Here is a 20,863-nt window from a genome sequence, read left to right on the forward strand (position 1 = left end):
TGGGCAAGCCGGCTCCTAGCCTACGATCGCGAACCACACGCCGGCCCATCCCAGCCAGTCGTCGGCCACGAGAATCAGAGACCACGACGACCGACTGAAGAACGCTTCGCTCATCACCTCATCCGACCGTCTACGACGGCCACCTTCCCCTCAAGGGGAAGGCACAAGGAAAGGATTTTTACCATGCCAGGACCTATGGGACCACGCCGGGCCGCGGAGAAGCCGCAGGACTTCGGCAAGATCATGGGCAAACTCGTCCGCTTCTGCAAGCGGTATCTCCCCGCGATGATCATCGCGCTGATTCTCGGCGCGGCCGGCACGGTCTGCCAGATCATCGGACCGGACAAACTCAAGGACGTCACCAACGAGATCACCAAGGGGCTGCCCGCCATGGTACAGGGCCGTCCGATCGCCGGATCGATCGACCTCGACGCCGTCACCCATATCTGCGTGACGCTGGTGGCGTTGTACGTGGGCTACGCGCTGCTCACCTACGTGCAGAGCTGGATCATGGCCACGGTCACCCAGCGCACGGCCCAGCGTCTGCGCGACGAGATCTCGAAGAAGATCAACCGTCTGCCGCTCAAGTACTTCGACAAGACCAGCTACGGCGACGTGCTCAGCCGCATCACCAACGACGTGGACGCGATCGGCCAGACGCTGGGCCAGTCCCTCGGCTCGCTGATCACCTCGATCACCCTGTTCGTCGGTTCGCTGATCATGATGTTTACCAACAATGTGGTAATGACGTTTACCGCGATCGGTGTCAGCGTTATCGGATTGATCATCATGATGGTGATCATGAAGGCCTCGCAGAAGTACTTCACGCTCCAGCAGCTCGCACTCGGCGAGGTCAACGGCCATGTGGAGGAGATGTACTCCGGCCATACGATCGTCAAGGCGTACTCCGGCGAGGCCGACTCCATCCGCCAGTTCGAGAAGCACAATGATCGCCTCTACGTCTCCGGCTGGAAGTCGCAGTTCCTTTCCGGCCTGATGATGCCGATCATGCAGTTCATCGGCAATCTCGGCTACGTGGCCGTGTGCGTGGTCGGCGCCGCGCTGGCCATGAACGGCACCATCGAATTCGGCGTGATCGTGGCGTTCATGATGTACATCCGCCTGTACACGCAGCCGCTCTCCCAGTTCGCGCAGGCGTTCCAGAACCTGCAGCGCTGCGCCGCCGCCTCCGAGCGCGTGTTCGGCTTCCTCGAGGAGCCGGAGATGAGCGACGAGACCGCGCTGGAAGGCCGCCATATCACCACCGAGGCGGGTGACGGCAACGGTCTGCGCGGCGACGTGGAATTCGACCACGTACGCTTCGGCTACGAACCGGGCAAGCCGGTGATCCACGATTTCAGCGCCACGGTGGAGGCCGGTCAGAAGGTGGCGATCGTCGGCCCGACCGGCGCCGGCAAGACCACGATGGTGAACCTGCTCATGCGGTTCTACGATCTCGACGGCGGCGACATCCGCATCGACGGCGTCTCCACGAAGTCGGTGCCGCGCAGCGAGGTGCACAACCAGTTCGCCATGGTGCTGCAGGATACGTGGACCTTCGAGGGCACGATCCGCGAGAACATCGTCTACGACAAGCAGGGCGTGACCGATGAGCAGGTGCGCGAGGCCTGCCGCGCCGTGGGCCTCGACCGGTTCATCCGCTCGCTGCCCGACGGCTATGACACGGTGCTCAACGACAACACGAGTCTTTCGGCCGGCCAGAAGCAGCTGCTCACCATCGCCCGCGCGATGATCCAGGACGCGCCGATCCTGATTCTCGACGAGGCCACATCGTCGGTCGACACCCGCACCGAGGAGCTGATCCAGAAGGCGATGGACCAGCTGACCGTGGGCCGTACCAGCTTCGTGATCGCCCACCGTCTCTCCACGATCAAGAACGCCGACATGATCCTGGTGATGAAGGACGGCGACATCATCGAACGCGGCACGCATGACGAGCTGCTGGCCGACGGCGGCTTCTACGCCGACCTGTACAACAGCCAGTTCGCCACCTTGGCCGCCTGATCGCGTCTCATCCGTTCGTGCCCCGCGGGCGGCGGCCGTCTGCCGCGGGCAGACCGGGGAAGGTCAGGGACGGGCGCTCGACCACCCCCAGTCTCGCGTCCGCTCGCCAGCCCCCGCCAGCGGGGGCACGGCCCATCAGACCATAGTCGGCGTTGTCGGTCTCCTGCGGCATCCCCGCGGCGGGGGCATGATGCGGGCCATGCGGACGGTCTCGTCTCTCGCCACTTCGCTTAGGACCGCATTGGGCTTCCCCCTTGGGGGAAGCTGGCTGCCGCAGGCAGACTGATGAGGGGCCTTGGACGATGCAAGGCTGATAGATTACGCGGTTATGCGGTCGCGTCGCCTATGACAGACCGGAGTCCGACGCGGACTCCCGCATATCGCCTATGCTGGAGCATGATCGAGCCGGCAACGCAAGACACCGGCAACACAAGTCGGCAGCAAGACGCCGAGCAACACGGCAACGATGCGAGAGGGGACGGATATGGCGCGACTGGCGGGATTCGACATGCCAAGGCTGGGCATGGGCACGATGGCACTGGCCATCGAAGGGCGGCCTGCGGACCGTGCCGAGGCGATCGACACGATCCACGCCGGTCTCGACGCCGGCGTTCGGTATCTCGACACCGCGTGGTCATACTATCTACCCTCCCGCGCCCCGTTCGGCTCGTCCGCCGACTTCGGCTACGGCGAACAGCTGGTCGCAGAGGCCCTGCGGACGTGGGACGGTCCGCGCGACGAAGTCCTGATCGCCACCAAAACCGGGTTCTGGCGGTCCTGCGACATCGCCGACACCGCGGTCCTCCCCCGATATCGGGTCGTCCCCTCCCCCTTCCGCAACTCACAGTCCAATACGTCACGGCCCGGCACCACACAGTCCAGCCCGTCACAGTCCGGCAAATCCAAATCCCACCCCCACTTCCGCCCGCTGTCCAACGACGACGATGTCCGTCCGGTCTTCCAGGCCGAGGGCAGCCGGTACGGCTGGGTGCCCGACGGCCGCCCGTCCACCATCGCCCGCCAGGCCCGCGAATCGGCCCGCCGTCTCGGCGTGGACACGCTCGACCTGATCTATTCGCACGGCCCGGATCCGCAGATCCCCTACGAGGATCAGATGGCCGCGTTCCGGAAGCTGGTCGACGAGGGCGTCACCCGATACGTCGGCGTCTCCCGGGTCAATACCGAGCAGATCGACATCGCCCGCGACGTACTGGGCGATTCGCTGGTGGCCGTGCAGAACCAGTTCTCCCCCTCCTACCCCGATCCCGAAAACACGATGGCGCACTGCCGGGATCTGGGACTGGCGTTCGTCTGCTGGAGTCCGCTGGGTGGGTTTCTCGATCCGGTCAATCAGCGGGCGTACGACCGGTTCCGCGACGTGGCCGCCGAACGCGACTGCTCGTACCAGCGGGTCACGCTCGCCTGGGAACTGACCCGATACGAGGGTCTGTTCACCATCCCGAGCGCCCGGAATCCGCATGAGATCGAGGATTCATTCGCCGCGACCTCCTTGCGGCTGACCGACGGCGAACTGCGGTATCTGAACATGGAGTCGAACACGATTCGGTAAGATTCAGCCAGTTTCCAACCCGTGTTAGGACTGGGGCATACAGTTAGAACCATGAGTGACATGATGCATGCATGGCGGGTACAAGGGCAGCCCGGTCCTATCGAGAACGAGCCGTTGGAGTGGGTCGAAACGCCGATCCCCCGGCCCAAACCGGGCGAGGCGCTGATCCGCGTGCTGGCGTGCGGCGTGTGTCGTACCGATCTGCATGTCTCCGAGGGTGATCTGCCGGTGCATCTGCGGCATGTGACGCCGGGTCACGAGATCGTCGGCGAGATCGTGGCATTGGGCGGCGAGGGTTCCGGCTCCACCTCCGAGTCTTACGGTTCCGCCGGCTATGGCTCGGGCGCGTCCGGCAGCCGATTCCCCGGATCCGGTCACCATTCCTCCGGCAGCTCCTACAACGCCTTCGGCGAGCCCGACTCGGCCGACCGGTTCCGCATCGGCGAGCGCGTGGGCGTGGCCTGGCTGCGGCACACCTGCGGATACTGCGAGTTCTGCCGCGCGGGCAAGGAGAACCTGTGCCCGAATTCGCGGTACACCGGCTGGGACGAGAACGGCGGCTACGCCGAGTACGCGGTGGCGCCCGTCGATTACCTGTATTCGCTGGAGGGTCTGCTGCCGCCGTCGCAGTCACGGCCGTCGCGTCGTCATTCGAATGCCGCGTCGTCGATCGGTCCGCGCTACACGGTCGAGACGGTGGCGCCGCTGCTGTGCGCGGGCATCATCGGATATCGCGCGCTGCGTCGCACCGGTCTGCTTGACGGGGTGAGCGCCCATGAGATCACGGCCCGGTCGACCACGCTGAGCGTGCCGTCACTGCCGAAGTCGATCGACGTGCCGCAGCTGAGGCGCGGCGGGGCCGGTAATGGGTCTGCCGGGGCGGGATCCGGGTCGGATCTTGGGGCGGGTTCCGGTGCGAACGCCCGTCACGGACGTCATGGCGGTTCCGGCGGTTTCGGTGGTCTCGGCGGCGGCACCGACCATCTTGGCTACTCCGGCTACCCTTCCGATATTTCCACGCCGACGCATATCAGCACGTCCCCGGCCGCGCAGCATATCGCCTCGAATCTGGGGCATACGCCGGTTCTGGGCCTGTACGGTTTCGGCGGTTCGGCGCATATCACCGCGCAGGTGGCGTTGGCGCTGGGCATGCGCGTGCATGTGCTCACCCGCGGCGAGGAGGCTCGCAATCTGGCGATCGAACTGGGTTGCGCGTCGGCGGCCGGCGCGTACGACATGCCTCCGGAGCCGTTGGATGCGGCGATCATCTTCGCTCCCGTGGGTGAGATCATTCCGCCGGCGCTGGAGGCGCTGCGTCCGGGCGGCGTGCTGTCGCTGGCCGGCATCCACATGAGCGACGTGCCCGCGTTGAACTACGAGCGTCATCTGTTCCACGAGAAGGAGATCCGCTCGGTGGAGTCGAACACCCGTGAGGATGGCCGTGAGTTCCTAGCGTTCGCCGCCGCGCATTTCATCGCGATCGACGCCCACCCGTATCCGCTCGCCGAGGCCCAGCGCGCCCTGCAGGATCTCAAGGCCGGCCGCTTCGCCGGCGCCGCCGTTCTGGTGAACAAGTAGTCGGGATCTGGTCCGGGGTCGGGATCTGGTCCGAGGTCGGGATTTGGTTCGGGGTCGGGATTCCCGGACCCCGTTAGTCTCCGGTTCTTGGCAAAAGCAAGCTTGAAGAAGCCATTTTCGGGCTCTTCAAGCTTGCTTTTGCCAAAGATGGTACGGAGAGGCCCCTACTTCACCTTCTTGATGAAGCTCACCAGCACGATGCCCAGCACTGCCAGTCCGGCAGCCAGCGGGAACACCGCATGGTAACCGACCGCGTTGATCACGATCGAAGCGAAGATCGGGCCGAACACCTGACCGCCGTTATTGGCGATGTTGAGCAGGCCGAGATCCTTGGCCGCGGTCTTCGGGTCAGGCAGCACCTCGATGTTCAGCGCCTGATCGACCGAGTTGAACATACCCATACCGATGCCGACCACCACCGCGTAGACCAGCATGATGAACGCCTGCGAGGTGAACATCGGCACCAGAGAGCCAATGGTGATCAGAATACCGGCGATGATCACCGGCAGCTTGCGTCGGCCGATCTTGTCAGAGACCGGGCCTGCGAAGAAGCACATCACGATGGCGGTGGCCATCATGATCATCGAGATCATCGTCACATAGCCCTGCAGCTTGCCGCCGCTGAGCTTGATGTAATCGGTGAGAATGTACAGCTGGTATCCGGAGATGGCGAACGACGAGGTGATGATGCACATCTTGCCGATCATGGCGAGGTAGAAGTCGCGGGCGCCCTTGGTCGGGAAGGCGAAGTTGTCGGAGAAGGTCTGCATGGTGATCTTCTCGACCGGCATGTCCTTGGTGGACTTCTCACGCAGGAACAGGGCGGCCACCGGACCGGAGAACAGCACCATCACGGCCATGACGATGAAGCCGGTGTCGGGTACGGGCAGGAACAGCGAGGCGAAGGCCTGACCGCCGTACTGGCCGATGCAGGTGCCGAGTGCGTAGACGCCGGACATCGTGCCACGGTATTTCGGTGCGGTACGGTCGGCGATCACCGCAATCAGCGGAGCGACGATCATGTTCAGGAAGATCATGTACACGGAGTCGGCCAGCACCACATGCCAGACCTCGGTGCAGTGGGCCCATGCCAGAATGCACAGGCACGAGCCGATCGATCCGGCGATGATCCAGGGAGTACGACGGCCCCAACGGGAACGGGTACGGTCGGAGAGTGCGCCTTCGACGATGTTCGCGATGGTGGAGACGATCATGGCCACCGTGCTCATCAGAGCAATGGCACTGGTTTTCTGGTCAGGGGCGATCTCGGCGACCTGCTGCGGCACCAGCACGCCCACCAGTCCCAGATACGATCCCAGCCACAGCAACACACCGATCGCCAGTGCGATGGCGGTGGGAATCGGGATCTTCTTCTGCTGTTCATCGGTCGGCGTGGTCCACGCCATGGCCTTATCGACGATCTCACTCATGGTATCGATACCTCTTTGTCTCGATGTCTTATCATTCGCACGATATGACCGCCCGACCGTTCCATACGGCCGGGCGAATCAGTCGGATCAGTGCAGTTCCTTTAGCAGAGTCACGCCCCAAGGGCCAAGTTCCGCCTCATCCACCGGGCCATCGGCATCGGCGAGTACCGGCACGCAAGATACCGGCAGCTTGATGCGGACGGGATCCCAGTTCCAGTTGAACAGGAAGTGGATGCGCTCACCCTTGCCGTTCACGGCGGAGGAATGAGACACCGTGGGATGCCCGGAGACCCATCCGGCTTCGGGACCAAGCACATAGTCATAGACCGATGCGGCGAGCGCGGCATTCGGCACGGTACCGACGATGGTGACACGTCCCTTGCCGGATGGCGCTGTGGTGACCAGCGGGAACTTGCCATAATGCGGATGATCGGCGGTTACGAGAGTCTCCGCCCCGGCAGGAATCAGGCAATCGATCCAGTCGGTCGCGGTGGCACCGTCCCGCAGCGGCATGGCTTCGGTGGCCACGGCCGGTACGTCATGACGCAGGTTGCAGAACTCCTGATACGAGGCTTCGGCATCGTCGGCCAGACGTGAAGGCTTGACATCGAGACGCGGACGGGCCAGCAGATCGGCGTAGGCGGAACGCGGGCCGAGGATCAGATGACCGCCGGCGGCAACATAGTCGCGCAGCCAGGCCAGCATCTCATCGGAGGTCACGTAGGCTCCGACGACCAGCAATACTGGGTTGTCCGCGACGAATTCGGCAGCCGGCTGCAGCACCTCGCGGGTGTCAGGGTCGATGATCTGCTCGTCCTGGACCAAACGCATCTGACGGCCGGAGACGTAGGCCCCTTTATAGAAGGCAGTCAGCGTATCGTCGTACGCCTGCGGGTTGCGGTCCTTGTGGGGATCGGTGTCGCCGCCCGGAGAGATATGCGGTTCGTAGGCCAGCGCCCACCGTGATTCCACCGAGTACAGGACAGTGATGTCGGCATCCGGGGTGAGGCCCACCACGGTGTCGCCCGCCTTTTCCAGATCACGACCCAGATCGGCGACCTGTTCGAAGACACGGCCGGGCTTGCGATCATGCGGCAGAATGCCGCCCCAATAGGTTTCGGTGCCGTAGTGCAGCTGCTGCCAGTGCCAGTATTCGATCATCTCGGCACCGCGGGAGATGAACTGCCACGCCGACTGCTTCCACTGGCCGTCATATCCGGGACGGTTGTCCGCGGAACCGCCGATCGGTCCGCCGTTGTTTTCCAGCACGAAGTACGGCTGCTGCTTGAGGGAGTAGGTGCGATCGCCCATCAACGCCAGCGACCAGGGACCGGCCGGATGCCAGGAATGTTCGGGCATATCGGGATCAGGCAGTCGCAGACCGTCCTGCATTTCGAAGTAGGGGTCACTGCCCGCGATATCGAGCGCACGGGATGCCGTCACCTCGTTGGTGGCGTCACGGCCGAGGGCATGATTGACGGTAATGAACTGGCTCTTGGGGCACAGACTGGTGATGAGTTCGCGCTGCCAGCCGAGCAATTCATCGGTGAGTTCGGCCTGATACCGCCGCCATTCGATGTCGTACTGCGGCTGGGCGTTGCCCTCCGGCTTCCACAAATCATCCCAAGTGCTCAGCTCATGCGACCAATACACCAGTCCCCACGCCTTGTTGAGCTTCTCCACGGTGCCGTAGCGATGGCGCAGCCAATCCTTGAACCCTTCGAAGGCGTCATGCGAATAGTTGAGCCAGAGTCCCGGTTCGTTGTGCAGCTGCCAGCCGATGACGGCGGGATGGTCGGCGTAGCGTTCCACCATCTTGCGGATCACTCGTTCCGCATAGAAGCGGAAGACCGGATGACTCAAGCTATGCTCCTCACGTCCACCGAAGAACCGCTTGTTGCCGTTTGCGTCCGTGAGGGCCACTTCCGGATACTTGCGCACCAGCCACTGAGGAATGGCGAAGGTGGGCACACCGATGATGACGCTGATGCCGGTTTCCTGAGCCTTATCGAGCACGGGCTGGAGCCAGTCAAGCTCGAAATGCCCATCCTCCGGCTCCCAGTGCGACCAGCTGCCTTCACCCACGCGAATCACGTTCATGTGGGCTTCCTTCAGCAAACGGAAGTCTTCTTCGAGATTGTCGGTCGGCTGGTATTCCTCGTAGAACGCCGGACCAAACAGAATGGACTTCGGTTTGAATGATCGATCGGCCATGGTGTATTCCTTCCCCGATATTGCACTCCACAATCCAAAATGTGTACGTTCACATTTTGATTTGTCAATACCGAGAGAAAAACGCCGTCACAAGGACGAAAAAACGGTGCAAACACAACGATGTGAGCGCGACACACCGATCTTTCCGATCTAATGTGAACGTACACAATTTGATGGCAGCGAAGGGTATGACTGCCGCAGCCAAGACTGGAAAACCATGGGCGGCGAGCCCGCCGCATACTCACGCCAACACCATCGTCGACGGGCGCGGCCGCCTCACACCTCACGATGATCACGCTGCAATCACGGCATCATCAAATCGCGCCAGCATCACTCGCCAGCATCAACCGCACGCCGCGTCGACGACTCGCGAATCACCAGCCTCGGATGAGTCAGAACGGAATGAGAGCCCTCGCCATTCAGCACGGCAACCGCCTGTCGCACGGCGATCCTTCCCAATTCCTCGAAATCCTGATCCACCGTGGTGAGTGAGGGAATCGTATACTCCCCCACCGCGATATTGTCGTATCCAGCCACCCTCACATCCTCAGGAACGCGAATCCCATGCTCATGCAGCGCCCGGATCAACCCCAATGCCATCTGATCATTACCGGCGAAAACCGCGGAAGGCAGATCCTGCGCAATCAGGTTCCCGGCCCGATACCCCGACTCCTCGCTCCAGTCGCCGCGATACAGATGTCCGGCGATCAGAGCGAAATCAGCCTGAGCCTCACGCCACCCCGTCAATCTGGCATCCGCCGAATACCATCCTTCCGGCCCGGCGATATGGTCAATACGCGTTGCGCCCTCGTCGCGCAAGTGTCGCATCATCGCACGGACCCCTTCAGGCTGATCGATATCCACCGTGCTGACTCCGGGAATGCTCGATTCCGTACACCCGATATCGATGATCGGCAGATCCACGCTGACCCGTACGGCCGGCTCCACCCACGATTCCGCCGCGCAGATGAAGATCAGCGCCACATCATTAGCCAGCAACCGATCGATCGCCTCATTGACGGCCGATTCGCTACGTCCCGAGAGCAACGACAGCTTGGTCGAATATCCGGCATCGGCGGCCGCGCGCTCGATCGACCACAGAATCTCGGTGGGACCATACTGCGAGGCGGAGGGTACAAGAATACCCAACGTACTCGGCACGCCACTCTTCAGTACACGCGCGTTCTCGTTACGGCGATACCCGGTCTTGGCGATGGCGTCCTCCACCGCCCGACGGGTCTTCTCCCGCACTTTCTCAGGATTGTTGAGCACACGGGAAACGGTCTGATGAGATACTCCCGCCATCCGCGCCACGTCAATCATCGACACCGATCGACGACGTGCAGAATGACTTATGGGGTTTCCGGCAGACACAGACTTCCTCCTTGCCTTACCCGTCCCAGTGTACCCGGGCAGACTCTTCCGCAGAACCGTTTTGCAAGGACAATCCTTGGCCAACCCGTTTACTATTCCTTGGCCAACCCGATCACCAAAATCATAAGTTGGCCAACCCGATCACGAACCCCGTTCCTTGGCCCAACCGTTCACGAGGACCCCGAAAACACCCTCCAGATGAACGGTTTGGCCAAGTATGGGGAAAAGGATCCTACTTACTCAGACCCTACCTACTCAGGGCCTGCTTAAGGTCTCGGTCCTCGAGCTTCTGCCGCCACTGGCAGAAGCCGCCGAACACGACCAGCCACACGAGGCCGGCGATGGCGGGGCCGCGGGTGTCGGTGGAGATGAACAGCGTGCAGTACACGAACACGAAGAACGCAATGGCCAGCGTGTTGGTGATCCTCCACGCGGGCATCACGTAGCCGTCGGCGATGAAGTCGGCCGAGACGCGGTAGCGGCGGTGCGCGATCATGGTCAGCGTGTAGATGAAGATGATCACGGCCGACGAGGCGGACGAGAACAGCACGAAGGCGCTGGAGACCTGCGGGAACGCGTTGATGATCGGCGAGAGCACGATCATGCAGGCGGAGACGATGATCGCCTTGGCCGGCACATGGTTCTTCGAGACCACGCCGAGACGCTGCATGGCGGGCGACGGCGACTCCTTGGCCAGCTGGTACAGGTGGCGGCCGGCCGAGTAGAGCAGCGAGTTCAGGGCCGACGAGGCGGCGGTGATCACCACGAAGAACACGAGCGCGGCGGCCCAGTCGAGGCCGGCGTACTTGAACACCATGATGAACGGCGAGGCGAACGAGCCGTCGGCGTTCGGCTGGAAGTTGCGCCACGGCACGATCACCATGATCGCGACCAGCGCGCCCACGTAGAAGATCAGCACGCGCAGGATGATCTCGTTGATGGCCTTGGGCAGCACCTTGCGCGGATTCTCGGTTTCGGAGACGGTCACGCCGATGAACTCGATCATCTGGTAGGCGTAGAACACCATCTGGAAGCTCATCAGCAGCGCGAGCCAGCCGTTCGGCGCAAGCGAGAACCCGTCGGTGATGTTCGTCAGGCTCACGGAACCGGCGGGACTGATGTGGTCGGCGCCGGTGATCTGCACGGCCGGGTAGTGGTAGCCGATCACCAGCATGACCACGGCGGTGGCGATCATGCCGCAGATCAGCGTGATCTTGATCATCGAGAACCAGAATTCGGCCTCACCGAACACCTTGACGGCGATCAGGTTGATCCCGGACAGCGCGACGAGGAAGCACAGTTCGATCAGCCATTTCCAATGACTGAGATCGATGCCGAACGTATCGAAGAACGTGACGAAGTAGGTGGACACGGCCGTGATCTCGCTCATGCCGATCAGGATCAGCACGATCCAGTACGTCCAGCCGGCGAAATGCCCCCAGCCGCGACCCAGATAACGGGTGATGAAGTTGATGAACGTGTGCTGGCTCGGGTCGCGGTACATCATTTCGCCGATGCCGCGCATCAGCAGGAACATGATGATGCCCACGATGATGTACACGAAGACGATGCTCGGGCCGGTGAGCGAGATCGATTTGCCGGAACCCAGGAACAGACCGGTTCCGATCGTGCCGCCGATGGCGATGAACTGTACGTGACGGTTCTTCAGTCCACGGTTCATCTGGTTGTCGGCATCAAGCTCTTCGACTTTTTGCATACACGTCCTCACTCCCGCCGCGTCCGATCGCTGATATGATTCGGCGATCAGACGCGACTGTGCACGACGGAGCGCCACAACTTATGCGGCAATTGCACTAGCCTACAAAACCTACAGGAATTTCGTGTAACGACCGCCGATGCCGTCTCACATCGCAGTCATTGCAGGGCCGATCAGGCGAGATCTTCGCCCGGCCACCCTCAGTCGGCGCCGCCGACAGCTCCCGCCAGCGGGAGCACAGGACCCTTGCCTTCCCCTCGGAGGGGAAGGTGGCCGACGCAGTCGGACGGATGAGGTGACACGAACGAAGCCACGGCCACGCCCGGTACTCCTCCGGCCCACTCCCCTCCGAGCACTCCGAGTACTACTCCTGCGGGATGGCGCGGTCGGCGATCAAGCGGCGGTACCAGTGGTAGCTGTCCTTCGGGATGCGCTCGAGCGTCTCGTAGTCGGTGTAGACGATGCCGAAGCGCTTGGTGTAGCCGAACGCCCACTCGAAATTGTCGAGCATGGACCACACGAAGTAGACGCGCAGGTCCACGCCGTCGTCGATGGCCCGCAGCGCGGCCTCGAAGTGCCGACGCAGGTAGTCGATGCGCTTGGGGTCGTGCACGGCCTTGGTGCCGTCGGGGTTCACGGTCACATGGTCGCCGCCGGCCGCCGCGGTGCCGTTTTCGGTGACCATCAGCGGGATCTCCGGGTAGTCGTTGTGGACGTGCATGAGCAGGTCGTACAGACCCTTCGGGTCGATGTTCCAGCCCATGTCGGTGTGGTCGCCGGGCGTGGGCAGCCAGTCGACGTCGCTGGCGCCGGGTGCGGTGGAGGCGGCCGTGGACTGCGGGAACTGCGGACGGTCGCTCATGGCCAGCAGCGAGGTGCAGTAGTAGTTGATGCCGAGCACGTCGAGCGGCTGGCGGATCTGCTCCAGATCGCCGTCCTTCACGAACGACCAGTCGCAGATGCCGCGGGTGATGGCGAACAGCTCGTTCGGGTAGTAGCCGCGCAGCATCGGGTCGAGCCACACGCGGTTGCCGATCAGGTCGAGACGGTGGACGGCGTCGGCGTCGCCGCGGTTGAACTGCAGGTTCAGCGTGACGGACAGCTGCGAAGCGTCCCCGACTTCGGCCCGCACGGCCTGCGCCATGAGACCATGCGCCAGATTGAGGTGGTGGACGGCCGGGAACGCGCCGGGTCCGAGGCCCAGTCCAGGGGCGTGTTCGGTGCCGGCGTAGCCCAGGTACGCGGAGCACCACGGCTCGTTGAGGGTGGTGTAGGTTTCCACGCGGTCGCCGAGACGCTTCGCCACCGCGCCCGCGTAGTCGGCGAGACGGTAGGCGGTTTCGCGGTTGAGCCAGCCGCCCTTGTCTTCCAGATACTGCGGCAGATCCCAGTGGTACAGCGTGACGGTGGGGGTGATGCCCTTGGCGAGCAGCGCGTCGACCACGCGCTCGTAGTAGTCGAGTCCCTCCTCGTTGACCGGACCGCCGTCGGTCGGCATGACGCGCGGCATGGCCACGGAGAGACGGTAGGAGTCCACGCCGAGATCGGCGAGCAGATCGACGTCCTCCTGCCAGCGATGGTAGGAGTCGCAGGCCACGTCGCCGGTGTCACCGTTCACGGTCTTGCCGGGCGTGTGGCTGAACGTATCCCAGATCGAGGGGGTGCGACCGCCTTCGGTAGCCCCGCCTTCGATCTGGTATGAGGCGGTGGCGGTGCCGAAGCGGAATCCTTCGGGGAACGTGGTGGATGCCATGATCGTGATGCTCCTTTACCGGTGACGGAGGGCTGGGTGTCGTATGGCGGCCCTCGGGGGACGGAGCCATAGGTGTGAGAGGCGCGCAGCTCCGTCGACACACGCCCCTCGGCTTTTTCAACCTATCATCGTTCCGGCCTGATCATCCGCTCTCCCACCAATGATTTCGACGATTATCGACAATCGCCGGTCTGATCAACCGGCCAAATCAACCGGTCTGATCAACCGGCTACCGGACCGACCGGATCAATCAACCAGACCGACCAGACCGACCGACCAGACCGACCGACCAGACCGACCGACGGCTCAGGACCGCTTCCCGGCCTTCACCGCCTTGCCGTGGGTACGCAGCGGAAGCAGTCCGGCGATCACCACGATCACCAGACCGATGCCGAGCGTGATCAGCAGCGGGCCGGTGGCGGTGTTCCACCATCCGTCGCCGTTGTACAGCACGGCGCGAATCCCCTCGCCGATATAGCGCTGCGGCACCCAGCCGTACACCCAGTCACGCCAGAAACCGGGCAGCAGTTCGAAGGGGAACAGACCGGCGGTCATGCCCAGTCCGAATGTCAGCACGCCGGTCAGCACGCCGAGCGGCACGGAGATGTTGAGCAGACCGAACAGCACGGCCATGATGGCGAAGCTGGCCAGCCACAGGAACATGACGGCCGACCAATCCAGCCAGCCCGCGCCGGTCACCGCACGCACGCAGTCGGCGCCAAGCGCGACCAGCAGCGAATAAACCAGCGCCGAGCCCATCTGCATGGCAAGTGTCTTCCACCGCTGGGCCTTATCGTCGTAGGACTTCGGACCAAGTACGGCCACGGCGATGATCGAGACGACCATCGACATCATGAAGGTGGGCATGATCAGCACGTTCAGTCCCATCATCGTGGCGGTGGGCAGGGCATTGGACTTCACATGCGAGGTGTCACCCTCGTTGATCACCTTGGTCTCCACGGTCGCGCCGGTTTTGCCCAGAACGGTGGGCAGACTGGATTTGAGCAGATTGGCCACCAGCGGGCTCTTGCCGTTGTCGATGGTCACGGTGATGGTCGGGGCGTCGGCCGCGTCGGCCGAATCGGATTCGGAGGACTGACCCGACTGGGCGGACTGACCCGACTGCATGGACTGGGCGGCGGCCTTCTGCACCGCCGACTGCACGGCCTGCTGCACGTATTGCTTGGCGTACTGCTGCGCGAACTGCTGGGCCGCGGCACCGGTCAGTCCCTTGGCCTGCACCTGAGCCATCGCCGCCTGCTGGGCCTGCGCCTGAGCCTCGGTCTGCGCCTTAACCATCACCTGGGCCAAGGCGGTCGATTCGGCGATCTTCTCCTTCATGGCCGTCTGCTGCTTGGCCACCTGCTTGGCGGTGAAGTCCTCGGGAATGACGATCGCGGCATAGTAGTCGTGATCGGCGAGCCCTCGGTCGAGCTCGCTCTGCGATTTCACCTCGTGCCAGACCATCGGCGAATCGGCGTCGGCATCGGCGTCATCGCCCGAATCGTCGGCAGTGTCGGTACCGTCAGAGGGTGCCTCCCCCGACGTGAGCTTCTCCACCATCGTGTCGCCGACGTTCATCGCCTTGCCCTGCACGGTCGCGCCTTCGTCCAGCGAGAGCACCGCCACGGGCAGTTCCCGCACGCTGGCGTTCATCATCGGGTAGAACATCAAGGCCATCAGGCATGAAACACCGACGATGACGGCCAACGGCATACACAGCGTCCTGATGATTGCAGTCTTCGATCGCATGATCGCTCTCCTTCGTTCCGTTCCGAAGAACCTCTTCGGATCTCATGCAATCGACACTTTATGCAACATGACGTTTAATAAAAATCCCCTTTATTGGATATAGTGTTGAATAAACAACCACCTAGCCAGCCGCCATCTGCCACAGGAAAGGACACCATGCCGCGCCCGAAACTCAATGACCGGTCCGCACCGGAGAAAATGCAGCAGGCCTTCTGGACCCTGCTGGAGACCAAGCAGTACGACCGCATCACCGTCAACGACATCGCCCGGACCAGCGGCATCAACCGCGGATCGTTCTACTACCATTACGGCAACATCGCCGAACTGGCCGAGGACGCCATCGCCGCGATCTACGAATCACCCGAAGTGCTGGACTTCATCACCTGGATCATCCACCGGTCAGAGGATGACATCGCCTCGCTGCGGCTCACCCGACTGCTCGACATGCCACAATTCCGCTCCTCGATCCAGCGCATTGCGCTCGTTCTCGGCCCGCACGGTTCGCCGGCGCTGACCCGCCAGTTCAAGGACTACGTCATCGGCATGTGGATGACCGTGTTCGGCATCGACGCCGACGTGCTGGACGTCTCCCAGCAGCTGACCGTGGAGTTCATCGCCAGCGGCATCACCGGCATCTTCGGCCGGATCAGCGAAGTCGCCTTCGAGGGAGACCTCGACGCCCTCAACCGACTGCCGATCCCGGGCATCGTCGTGCAACTGCTGGCCTCGCTACGCGAAACGGCTCCGGCCGATCCCCCGAAACCGCAGTCGGGAGACGCCGAAGCCGCATAACCGCCAAGCGCAGCCGAGCCAGCCGTTCGGCACGCCCCTACGCCGCCGCCTACTCGGCCAGCGCCTTCCTCAAAAAGTCCCGCTGGAACAGCAGCAGGTTCTCGGCCACGGTCTCGTCGTTGGTCATATGCGTAATGCCGGTGAGCGGCAACACGGTGTGCTCACGGCCGGCGGCCAACAACGCGGAACTCAGCCGCAGCGTGTTCGCCACGGTCACGTTGTCGTCGGCGAATCCGTGGATCAGCAGCAGCGGCCGGCGTAGGTTCGCCGCGTCGTCGATCAGACTGTTCCGCCGGTAGACCACCGGATTGAGCCCCAGATACCGTTCGGTGTAATGCGTGTCGTACAGCGTCCAGTCGGTGGGCGGCGCGCCCGCGCAGGCCGCCTGGAACGTTTCGGAGGCACGCAGTACGGCCAGCGCGGACAGGAATCCGCCATACGACCAGCCGATCATGGCCACATGGTCGAGATCGGGCTGCGGCACCGTCCGGTTCGCCGCGTCGATGACGTCGGCGTCCACGTCCGCGCCGCCCGCCACGTCCGCGAATCCCTCGTCGTCGGCTGCCAGCGCGTCGCGGAAGTCGGCGACCACGAGATCGCGCATCACGCCCGGCAGCGCCTCCACGGCGTCGACCTGATCCTGCAGCGACACCTCGGCGAACCGTTCGAAGATCTCATGATCCCACCGCAGTCCCCGGGCGCCGGTGCCGCGACCGTCCGCGGCCACCACGATGAAGCCCTGATCGGCCCACCACTGCGCGTCCCAGTACATCGACCGGCTGAACATCACCTCGCGATGCATCGGTCCGCCATACGGCTTCATCAGCACCGGCAGGGTCCGCGCATTCGCATACGGACTGTCCGCGCTCGGCAGGGTGATGGCCGCGTGCAGACCGCGCTCCCCCAGCCGCACGAACTTCACGTTCGGCACGAATCCCGGCACCTGAGCACGATTGTCGATCGTCGCGCGGAATCGGCGGGCATCGCAGGTGCCATCGGGGCCATTCGCGACCGTGTGGATCATCACGCTGCGATCCGAGGTCATCGTGCGGCCGAACAGCACCAGACCGTCACCGCCGCGCGAAGCCGACCAGACGCCCGGCTCCGGGTTCAGCACGGTCGGCCGGCCATCGTCCGCACCCTCGTTGACGTCATTGCCGTCGGCGCTATCGGCGGCGAAGCTGTTGCCGAATCCGCCGGAAATCCTCGCCCCGCCATGGCCTTCCGCGTTCACCTCCTGCCAGTACGACCCCAGCAGCTCCTGCTCGTCGGCCGGCAGCGGGAAGCTCACCACGTCCACGCCGCGGGCGTCACGGGTCGCGCGGGCCAGCACGTCACGGTCGGTCACGTCAAGGACCTCGAGCACCTGCCATCCGGCCGGGGTGAAGGCATGGCCGTTCACCGCCAGACGCATGGTGTCGGTCTCCTCGTCGGGCATGGCGGTGATCAGCTGGCCGTTCGGGGTCCATGCCGGGCATCCGTGGATCAGATCAAGCCAGAACCGGCTGCCCGTCACCGTCAGCGTGGTGGTCGGCAGCCAACGGTGACGATGCTCCTCGGAGGCCAGTGCGCCGCCATCCGCCTCCAGCGCGAACCCGTCGAGAATACTCTGCTGCGAGGCGTATCCGACGTTCGGATTGCTGCCCTCCTCATCGATGCGCAGCACCTGATCGGCGGTCTGCCGACGGTTCTGCACCAGCAGGATCGGGTCGCCGCCGTGGCTCCAATGCACTTCGGCCAGGTATTCATAGCCGCGGCGATCCCACCACACCTCGGGCAGATCAAGCACGCTCGAATAGGCCATGCTGCCGGCGCGATGCGAGGCCGAACCGATGTCGAACCGGAACAGACGCACGTCGGCGTTGTGGGTGAGCGCCTGCGGATAGTGGCGGGACTGCGCCGGCTTGGTCGGATCGGACGGATCGGAGATATGCCACAGCGGCTCCGGGGATTCGTCGGCGCATTCGATCAGCAGGCTGCGCGAATCCGGGGACCACCAGAAACCCTCGTAGCGGTCCATCTCCTCGCCGGCGGCGAACTCGGCCAGACCGACCGTCATATTCGGCTTGTCGGCGATGCCGCACACCGACCGCTCGTCGTCGGGCCGACCGTTTTCGCCGATCACCACGAGGTTGATCATGCGGCCGGTGGTGTAGGCCACCAGCTTGCCGTCGGGGGAAATACGGGGGTTGAGCACCGGGCGGAACAGTCGTCCGGGATGGCCGCTGAACGTCATGGCGGACACGTATCAGGTGTCGCCGAGCTCGCGGGTGACGGCGTGCAGTTCGCCGTCGCGCACGGGGACGGAGACGGGTGCGGTAGGCGTGGCGGTCCGGGCGGAAGTGTTTTCGGGACCTGCTTCGGCACCGTCGACGGTGTTGTCAGCATCAATGACCGGGTCGTCATCATCGCCGATCTGGGTGAGCCACAGACGACCGCCCACCGTGAACACCACGCGACTGCCGGACTCGTCAACACTATACGACACAATGCCTTCCGCCGATTCGCGGGCACGCTCACGACGGGCCTTCTCCTCGTCGGGCACGCCGGCGCCCGCGGAGTCCACCGACTTCGTTCCGGAGACGGACAGCAGATCACGCGGATCAGCCAGCAGGGTCTCATGATGGTCGCCGGTCGCACCGAACCAGCTCAGCCACAGGCAGGTGACCGCATCCTCCGGGCCGCGGGAGCGCAGGAACAGCGTGCGTGAGCCGTCGCCGATCACCTTCGGGGTGCGGGGGGCACCGAGCGAGAACCGCCGGGTACGTGCCTTTAAACGGGGGTATTGCGCGATCGCCGGATTCGTTGCGTCCGCGGGGTTTGCTGCGTTCGACGAGGCCGTCAGGGTCGTTGCCTTCGCCCGAGACGCTCCGGTCATGCCGGATGATTCATACCGGTCGGACGATTCATACCGGTCGGAAAAGTCCGACGAATCGCACGGTCCAAAGGAGTCAGAGGAGTCATCAGAACCGTATGAGTCGGAATCGGAAGGATCCTCCCGCTCATCGGGACGATCGAAATCTCCGGGTCCGCCGAAACTGACGGTTGGGTCATATCCGGTTTCCTCGTATCCGCGGTATCCGGAATCCGCATATTCGGAGTCCGTATATTCGGAGTCCTGATATCCGCCGTCTCCGTATCCGGTGTTTTCGTATTCGTTGGCTGCGACATTGTTCATCGTGTTTTCGTCCATCTCACGCGCTCCGCAATAGTCGGTTTCATCCCATGCCAAACATACACAATCCAGCATGGAAAACGCGAACGGTCGGCGTGATTTCCCGGACTGGCGAAGCGATCGCCTTGGTGGCCGAACCCGTCACCATGCGTCTCCCCCTGGTGACCGAGCCCGGCCCGCGTGAGCGTGACGGAACATGACCGGTCAGATCATCGGCTCTTGCAATCGCGCAGGGCCAGCAGACGACCGACGTTCTCCGCGGTGCGAGCGAGGTTGGCGGGCCCTTCGGCGAGCGCCTCGGCCAGCGTCATCGCGCTGGGTACGATGCCGAACACCGCGTCGATGCCGAGATCGTACAGCTGATCGATCCCCTCGCCTACGTATCCGGCGAGCGCGATCACCCCGATCCCCGGGTTTCCCGACCTCACGGCCCGCGTCACTCCCATAGGGGTCTTGCCGTACTGGGTCTGGAAATCAATACCCCCTTCGCCGGTGAAGCAGTAGTCGGCGCCGACGGCACGATCGGCCAGCCGGACGGTTTGCGAGACGATCTCGACGCCGGATCGCATGGTCGACTTCGTGAAGGCAAGCAGCCCCGCGCCGAGACCGCCCGCGCCGCCGGCACCCGGCGTATGCGCGACGTCGATGCCCAGATCGCGGCTGATGATCGCCGCGTAATGAGCGAGATTCGCGTCGAGCCGCTCGACCATGTCCGGGGTGGCGCCCTTCTGCGGCCCGAACACCGCGGAGGCACCGGTCGGTCCGACCAGCGGATTGGTCACGTCGGAGGCGATGAGGATCCGGGTTTCGGCGATACGCGGGTCGATGCCGGAGACGTCGATGCGGGCGAGCCGGTCGAGGAATCCGCCGCCGCGCGGGATCGGGTTGCCGGCCGAGTCGAGGAATCGCACGCCCAGTGCCTCGGCCATGCCGGCGCCGCCGTCGTTCGTGGCGGATCCGCCCACGCCAAGAATGATCGTGCGGGCGCCGTCGTCGAGTGCGGCGCGGATCAGCTGACCGGTGCCGTAGGTGGTGGTGACGAGCGGGTTCTTGGTCTCATCGTTCACGAACTGGATGCCGCTGGCCGCGGCCATTTCGATGACCGCGACGGGGGCGGCGGGAGTGGTGTCGGCTTCGGCGGCGTCTCCCGTTACCTTGCCCGAGACCCTGGTCCCACTGGCCGCATCATTCCCCAGCAGACCATATTCCGCAACGGTTTCCCGCTGCAACGGGTCAAGCACGGTCGCCTGACGCAGGGTACCTCCGGTGGCGTCGACCAGCGACTGCACGGTACCTTCGCCACCATCGGCCATCGGCACCATCACATACTCGGCGTCGGGGAACACGCGGCGCAGTCCCTCGCGCATGGCATCGGCGGTCTGCTTGGCAGTCATGCATCCCTTGAACGAATCCGGCGCGATAACGAATTTCATGACAATCTCCTTTGATTTTTCAACGATACGGTTTTCACGGTTTCACGGTT

12 protein-coding genes and 1 pseudogene are annotated in these 20,863 nt (G+C 63.6%); 4 read left to right on the forward strand and 9 right to left on the reverse strand.

Translation table 11 applies throughout. The features are described 5' to 3' along the window. The first annotated feature begins 195 nt into the window (after nucleotides 1–195). The 3 genes from CSQ87_RS03065 to CSQ87_RS11000 all read left to right on the forward strand — a co-directional run bounded on the left by CSQ87_RS03065 (nucleotide 196) and on the right by CSQ87_RS11000 (nucleotide 5,173). Entirely contained in the window at nucleotides 196–2,025 is a 1,830-nt protein-coding gene (locus CSQ87_RS03065; protein WP_423734769.1) for an ABC transporter ATP-binding protein, read from the forward strand. A gap of 484 nt (nucleotides 2,026–2,509) precedes the next feature. After that, complete coding sequence (locus CSQ87_RS03070) at nucleotides 2,510–3,595, forward strand: aldo/keto reductase (protein WP_243388810.1); 1,086 nt, start codon at nucleotides 2,510–2,512, stop codon at nucleotides 3,593–3,595. A gap of 60 nt (nucleotides 3,596–3,655) precedes the next feature. Next, nucleotides 3,656–5,173: an alcohol dehydrogenase catalytic domain-containing protein gene (locus CSQ87_RS11000; protein WP_207761082.1), complete on the forward strand. Its 1,518-nt coding sequence runs from the start codon at nucleotides 3,656–3,658 to the stop codon at nucleotides 5,171–5,173. Nucleotides 5,174–5,337: 164 nt separating this feature from the next. Here CSQ87_RS11000 and CSQ87_RS03085 read toward each other — a convergent pair whose 3' ends face one another. The 6 genes from CSQ87_RS03085 to CSQ87_RS03110 all read right to left on the reverse strand — a co-directional run bounded on the left by CSQ87_RS03085 (nucleotide 5,338) and on the right by CSQ87_RS03110 (nucleotide 15,413). Beyond that, entirely contained in the window at nucleotides 5,338–6,603 is a 1,266-nt protein-coding gene (locus CSQ87_RS03085; RefSeq protein WP_243388811.1) for an MFS transporter, read from the reverse strand. Between the two features lie 87 nt (nucleotides 6,604–6,690). Then, nucleotides 6,691–8,817, reverse strand: a complete 2,127-nt coding sequence (locus tag CSQ87_RS03090; RefSeq protein WP_100512394.1) for a beta-galactosidase — start codon at nucleotides 8,815–8,817, stop codon at nucleotides 6,691–6,693. Between the two features lie 330 nt (nucleotides 8,818–9,147). Further along, nucleotides 9,148–10,191, reverse strand: a complete 1,044-nt coding sequence (locus CSQ87_RS03095; RefSeq protein ID WP_133122331.1) for a LacI family DNA-binding transcriptional regulator — start codon at nucleotides 10,189–10,191, stop codon at nucleotides 9,148–9,150. Nucleotides 10,192–10,438: 247 nt separating this feature from the next. Then, entirely contained in the window at nucleotides 10,439–11,908 is a 1,470-nt protein-coding gene (locus tag CSQ87_RS03100) for an amino acid permease (RefSeq protein WP_100512396.1), read from the reverse strand. Nucleotides 11,909–12,272: 364 nt separating this feature from the next. Then, nucleotides 12,273–13,661 carry a GH1 family beta-glucosidase gene (locus tag CSQ87_RS03105; protein ID WP_100512397.1) on the reverse strand — a complete coding sequence of 463 codons (1,389 nt, stop codon included), beginning with the start codon at nucleotides 13,659–13,661 and terminating at the stop codon, nucleotides 12,273–12,275. A gap of 306 nt (nucleotides 13,662–13,967) precedes the next feature. Then, nucleotides 13,968–15,413 carry an ABC transporter permease gene (locus CSQ87_RS03110; RefSeq protein WP_100512398.1) on the reverse strand — a complete coding sequence of 482 codons (1,446 nt, stop codon included), beginning with the start codon at nucleotides 15,411–15,413 and terminating at the stop codon, nucleotides 13,968–13,970. 156 nt (nucleotides 15,414–15,569) lie between these two features. Between CSQ87_RS03110 and CSQ87_RS03115 the strand changes: the two genes are divergently transcribed. Next, nucleotides 15,570–16,205: a TetR/AcrR family transcriptional regulator gene (locus CSQ87_RS03115; protein ID WP_100512399.1), complete on the forward strand. Its 636-nt coding sequence runs from the start codon at nucleotides 15,570–15,572 to the stop codon at nucleotides 16,203–16,205. Nucleotides 16,206–16,254: 49 nt separating this feature from the next. Here CSQ87_RS03115 and CSQ87_RS03120 read toward each other — a convergent pair whose 3' ends face one another. The 3 genes and pseudogenes from CSQ87_RS03120 to CSQ87_RS03125 form a co-directional block, all read right to left on the reverse strand. After that, nucleotides 16,255–18,441, reverse strand: a complete 2,187-nt coding sequence (locus CSQ87_RS03120; RefSeq protein WP_423734765.1) for a S9 family peptidase — start codon at nucleotides 18,439–18,441, stop codon at nucleotides 16,255–16,257. A 162-nt stretch (nucleotides 18,442–18,603) separates the two neighbouring features. Beyond that, nucleotides 18,604–19,050: pseudogene (locus CSQ87_RS11350) on the reverse strand (peptidase); the annotation flags it as partial. Nucleotides 19,051–19,589: 539 nt separating this feature from the next. Further along, nucleotides 19,590–20,813, reverse strand: a complete 1,224-nt coding sequence (locus tag CSQ87_RS03125) for a glycerate kinase (RefSeq protein ID WP_100512400.1) — start codon at nucleotides 20,811–20,813, stop codon at nucleotides 19,590–19,592. Between the last annotated feature and the right edge of the window lie 50 nt (nucleotides 20,814–20,863).

The organism is Bifidobacterium simiarum, from assembly GCF_002802905.1.
GTDB lineage: Bacteria > Actinomycetota > Actinomycetes > Actinomycetales > Bifidobacteriaceae > Galliscardovia > Galliscardovia simiarum.

Bases quoted from the DNA above. Each gene is read 5' to 3' on its own strand.
- CSQ87_RS03085 (WP_243388811.1), bottom strand. From the start codon at position 6,603: ATGAGTGAGATCGTCGATAAGGCCATGGCGTGGACCACGCCGACCGAT.
- CSQ87_RS03105 (WP_100512397.1), bottom strand. From the start codon at position 13,661: ATGGCATCCACCACGTTCCCCGAAGGATTCCGCTTCGGCACCGCCACC.
- CSQ87_RS11000 (WP_207761082.1), top strand. From the start codon at position 3,656: ATGATGCATGCATGGCGGGTACAAGGGCAGCCCGGTCCTATCGAGAAC.
- CSQ87_RS03115 (WP_100512399.1), top strand. From the start codon at position 15,570: ATGCCGCGCCCGAAACTCAATGACCGGTCCGCACCGGAGAAAATGCAG.
- CSQ87_RS03125 (WP_100512400.1), bottom strand. From the start codon at position 20,813: ATGAAATTCGTTATCGCGCCGGATTCGTTCAAGGGATGCATGACTGCC.
- CSQ87_RS03120 (WP_423734765.1), bottom strand. From the start codon at position 18,441: ATGACGTTCAGCGGCCATCCCGGACGACTGTTCCGCCCGGTGCTCAAC.
- CSQ87_RS03070 (WP_243388810.1), top strand. From the start codon at position 2,510: ATGGCGCGACTGGCGGGATTCGACATGCCAAGGCTGGGCATGGGCACG.
- CSQ87_RS03110 (WP_100512398.1), bottom strand. From the start codon at position 15,413: ATGCGATCGAAGACTGCAATCATCAGGACGCTGTGTATGCCGTTGGCC.
- CSQ87_RS03065 (WP_423734769.1), top strand. From the start codon at position 196: ATGGGACCACGCCGGGCCGCGGAGAAGCCGCAGGACTTCGGCAAGATC.
- CSQ87_RS03090 (WP_100512394.1), bottom strand. From the start codon at position 8,817: ATGGCCGATCGATCATTCAAACCGAAGTCCATTCTGTTTGGTCCGGCG.
- CSQ87_RS03100 (WP_100512396.1), bottom strand. From the start codon at position 11,908: ATGCAAAAAGTCGAAGAGCTTGATGCCGACAACCAGATGAACCGTGGA.